The 3694-nt window shown below is 26.3% G+C and carries 4 protein-coding genes; 2 read left to right on the plus strand and 2 right to left on the minus strand.

The window, feature by feature from the left end:
- Positions 1 to 261: 261 nt before the first annotated feature.
- Positions 262 to 729 carry a MaoC family dehydratase gene (locus tag ACPKM0_RS11885; RefSeq protein WP_472476218.1) on the minus strand — a complete coding sequence of 156 codons (468 nt, stop codon included), beginning with the start codon at positions 727 to 729 and terminating at the stop codon, positions 262 to 264.
- A gap of 95 nt (positions 730 to 824) precedes the next feature.
- Between ACPKM0_RS11885 and ACPKM0_RS11890 the strand changes: the two genes are divergently transcribed.
- Entirely contained in the window at positions 825 to 1643 is an 819-nt protein-coding gene (locus ACPKM0_RS11890; RefSeq protein WP_472476219.1) for a mechanosensitive ion channel family protein, read from the plus strand.
- A gap of 731 nt (positions 1644 to 2374) precedes the next feature.
- On the opposite strand, the gene ACPKM0_RS11895 is transcribed toward ACPKM0_RS11890, so the two are convergent.
- Positions 2375 to 3115 carry a class I SAM-dependent methyltransferase gene (locus ACPKM0_RS11895; RefSeq protein ID WP_472476221.1) on the minus strand — a complete coding sequence of 247 codons (741 nt, stop codon included), beginning with the start codon at positions 3113 to 3115 and terminating at the stop codon, positions 2375 to 2377.
- A gap of 255 nt (positions 3116 to 3370) precedes the next feature.
- Between ACPKM0_RS11895 and ACPKM0_RS11900 the strand changes: the two genes are divergently transcribed.
- Positions 3371 to 3694, plus strand: a 324-nt coding sequence (locus ACPKM0_RS11900; RefSeq protein WP_472476223.1) for a hypothetical protein, incomplete at its 3' end; no start/stop codon positions are given.

Below are 3694 nucleotides of genomic sequence, written 5' to 3' on the forward strand. Positions count from 1 at the left end.
TTGGGTACAATTATATAATGGTAAAGGAGAATTCAATTACGCTAAAAGATTTGGAGTAGAAGGATATCCAACCTTTGTATTGTTATCTCCTAAAGGGAAGATTTTGATGCGAGAAGTTGGAGAAAGTAAAGATTTCTTCAAGAAAATTGAAAAGTTTATAAATAAGAAATAGGTTTAAAAATCTATTTGTAATTATTAAAAAAGGATGTCTAAAACAAAATAGACATCCTTTCCCATTTCTAATAAAGAAACAAAAGAGATTTAGTTATTAAAGATATATAAGAAAACAACTTCACCTTCGTAAGCAGGTTTTCTATTACCTTCAATTTCTAATTTAATACCGATATTAGCTCTAATATTACCTCTTAAATTAACAACTTTATTAACCTTAGCGTGTAATCTTACTTTACTATCAACAACAACAGGAGCATTGAATTTAAATTTTTCAATACCGTAGTTAACTTGCATTTTAAGGTTACGTACATCAACAATTTGGTTCCAAAGATGAGGAAGGATACTAATAGTAAGGTATCCATGAGCTATAGTATTTCCAAATTGAGATTCAGTTTTAGCTTTTTCAACATCAACATGAATCCATTGATGATCAAGAGTTGCATCAGCAAATTTATTTATTTGCTCTTGAGTAATTTGATGATATTCAGAAACTCCTAAATCTTTACCAGTTAGAGCTTCTAGTTCTTCGAAAGAATTAATAATTACTTTTTCCATAAAATTTTAAATACTTTATTTAATGAGCAAAAGTACTAAAAGAAAGGAATAAATACATAAATTTGTGTATATATTTAACTAAACTAGAAGAAAAGATGAAAGACATTAATGTATGGATACAAAAGTTATATGATATAGCTTTAACGTATGGTTTAAAAATAATAATGGCCATATTAGTTTTAATAGTAGGTTTATGGATTACAAAGATACTTTGTAGATCTACAAAGAAATTTATGGAAAACAAAAAAGTGGATGTATCCTTAGCACCATTTTTAATAAGTGTAATGTCGATGTTACTTAAACTTGTTGTAGTAATAAGTGCATTAGCAATAGTAGGAATAGAGATGACAACCTTAGTTGCCATGTTAGGAGCTATAGGTTTAGCTATAGGTATGGCATTATCTGGAACTCTTCAGAATTTTGCAGGTGGTATTGTGATACTAGTTCTTAAACCATATAAAGTAGGACATTTTATTGAGGTATCTGGATTTATGGGAACAGTAAAGGAAATACAAATTTTTTCAACATTAGTTCACACTCCAGATAATAAAGTAGTAGTGATACCAAATGGACAACTAGCAACAGGAACATTAGTGAATTATTCAAAATTACCAACAAGAAGAGTAGATTTTGTTTTTGGTATAGGTTATGAAGATAGTATGGATGAGGCAAAATCAATTATAGCAAAAATAGCTAAAGAAAATCCCAAAGTACTTGAAAATCCAGAACCATTTGTAGCTATATCAGCATTAGGAGATAGTTCTGTAGATATCACATTAAGAGTATGGGTAAAATCTTCAGATTATTGGGATGTACATTTCTATATGTATGAACAAGTTAAAAAAGGTCTTGATGCAGCAGGAATTTCAATACCATTTCCACAAAGAGACGTACATATATACGAAACACACTAATTTTTTTACATAAAATAATTCACCGAGGGTTCATTATGATTAAGTATTTACTTAATATATGATGAACCCTCTTTGTTATTTCCTCGTTACAAATGGGACTTAATACGGACTTGGTACGGAGAAGGTAGGTCGAAATAAGTATAAAATACCTAAAAATTCAAGAAAATAATTTAAGAATTTTAACAAAAATATAACATTTAAAAGATTGCATAATATTTGCTAAAGTCAATTTAATATCCCATTTTTGTAATGTTCAAAAGGGGTAAAAAATTTATTAATTGTATTGTTAAATTTACTTACCAGTTGAAATAATAAGTTAAAAAATTAACTATAGAAAACTATTTTGTAATAATTTTTGGGGAAATATAATTTGATATAGTTTCGTAGTATTTTTTTAAAATTAAGTGAGTTCTGAATAGAGCTCACTTTTTTTATTATCTATATATTTTCTGGAATAATTCTATTCAAAAGTAAAAGTTGACATATATAGCTTATTTATAGTAAGTTATGAATTTGATATGGTTTGTGATCTCATAAAACATTAATTCAATATTTTATAAAAAAGAAAAGAACATCTTTCGATGGCCTTTTAAAGTTTTCACTGCGGAATAATCCTTATTGTGATGTTTAACAATTAAACAATATGGTTAGTAGTAAAGCTTATAGAGATTGTATACTTTATTCTTATAACATATTTATAATTTTACGTATCCATTAAATTTGTAGGGTATTTATATATTTCTTTTCATACTTATAATTAAAACAGGAGGAAATTTAGAATAAATTTCCTTTTTACCATTTGATTTAAAAACGGGTTCAATAAAACCATTAATAACTAGGTTATTAGAAATTCCTAAGTTTACATAATAACTAATTGAACGATGAAAGTAGTATTGTTCAACTTTTTGAGTTGGAATAGCATTACCTTTTGATGTGTTAGTATCTATATAATTCGTTATGTGTAAACTATTGTCATTCTTAATATTTACATATTCAGAATTAAAACATGGATGTTGTATAGAAAATACAAAATTTCCATTTTTAGCTAGTAGTTTATAAATCTTTGAAAATAGACAATCAATTTTAGGTATATCCATGAAGACCATATTTGCAGCAATTCCATCATACGTTTTAGAATTAAGTTTTTCTAAATCATTATTTAAAGTAGCATCTAAAATGAGATATTCTATATTGTTAGTATTATACTTTAATGCATTATTAATATTCTTATTAGAAAAATCAAAAGCTGTAACATTTATACCTTTTTTGGCCATTTTTCTTGCAAATATCCCATTTCCACATCCGATATCTAAAAGTTTATTTCCTTTTTTTAGATCTAATAAGCGTTCGGTCTCTGGTGCTATTAAGATTTTATGCCAAGAATTACCATCTTCTCCCATATAATTATTCCATTCATCTGAATTGAAATTCCATATATGTTTATTTCTTATATTTATTTCATAATCTTCCATAATTGTATATTTAATTTTTAAAACAAAATTACTAAATTATGTACATGTTGAATATTTTAACTAACTAATAAAATAGATTCTAATATTTTATCTATCGTTAATATTCTAAATTATACATTTATTAGTATTTTTTTAACTTTTCAAACACTACAATTCATTTGTTTTTATTACAAAACATATATATATTTACTAGTCAGAGTAATGGGGAAAGATGTTATCGTGCAATTTTAAACTAAAATATAACATTGGCTATAAATGACACACTTAAATAAAGGTAAATATATAGGTCCTTTTTGGGGATCTTCTAATAATTATTCTACAGGTAGAGATCCTCTAGGATTACAATCTACTTCGCAGGCAGCTTATTCTATTTTATTACCTGGTTTAACGAATCTAACTAACCGGTTACGTTATTATGGGTTTTATTGTTGGTTGTTGGATGAGTATAATAGTAGAGTTAGTAAACAAAATTATAAAAAGCAAATACAATTTATTCGTAGAGCTGAATATATGATTGCTTTAATTATGAACATACACTCTCCTGATAGTTTACAAATTTCAGGTTCTAAATTTGCTGCA

The organism is Pleomorphochaeta sp. (assembly GCF_050031695.1).
Taxonomy (GTDB): Bacteria; Spirochaetota; Spirochaetia; order Sphaerochaetales; family Sphaerochaetaceae; genus Pleomorphochaeta.

What these genes read in the sequence shown, in the direction of transcription:
- ACPKM0_RS11885 (WP_472476218.1), bottom strand. Translation starts at nt 729, where the DNA reads ATGGAAAAAGTAATTATTAATTCTTTCGAAGAACTAGAAGCTCTAACT.
- ACPKM0_RS11890 (WP_472476219.1), top strand. Translation starts at nt 825, where the DNA reads ATGAAAGACATTAATGTATGGATACAAAAGTTATATGATATAGCTTTA.
- ACPKM0_RS11895 (WP_472476221.1), bottom strand. Translation starts at nt 3,115, where the DNA reads ATGGAAGATTATGAAATAAATATAAGAAATAAACATATATGGAATTTC.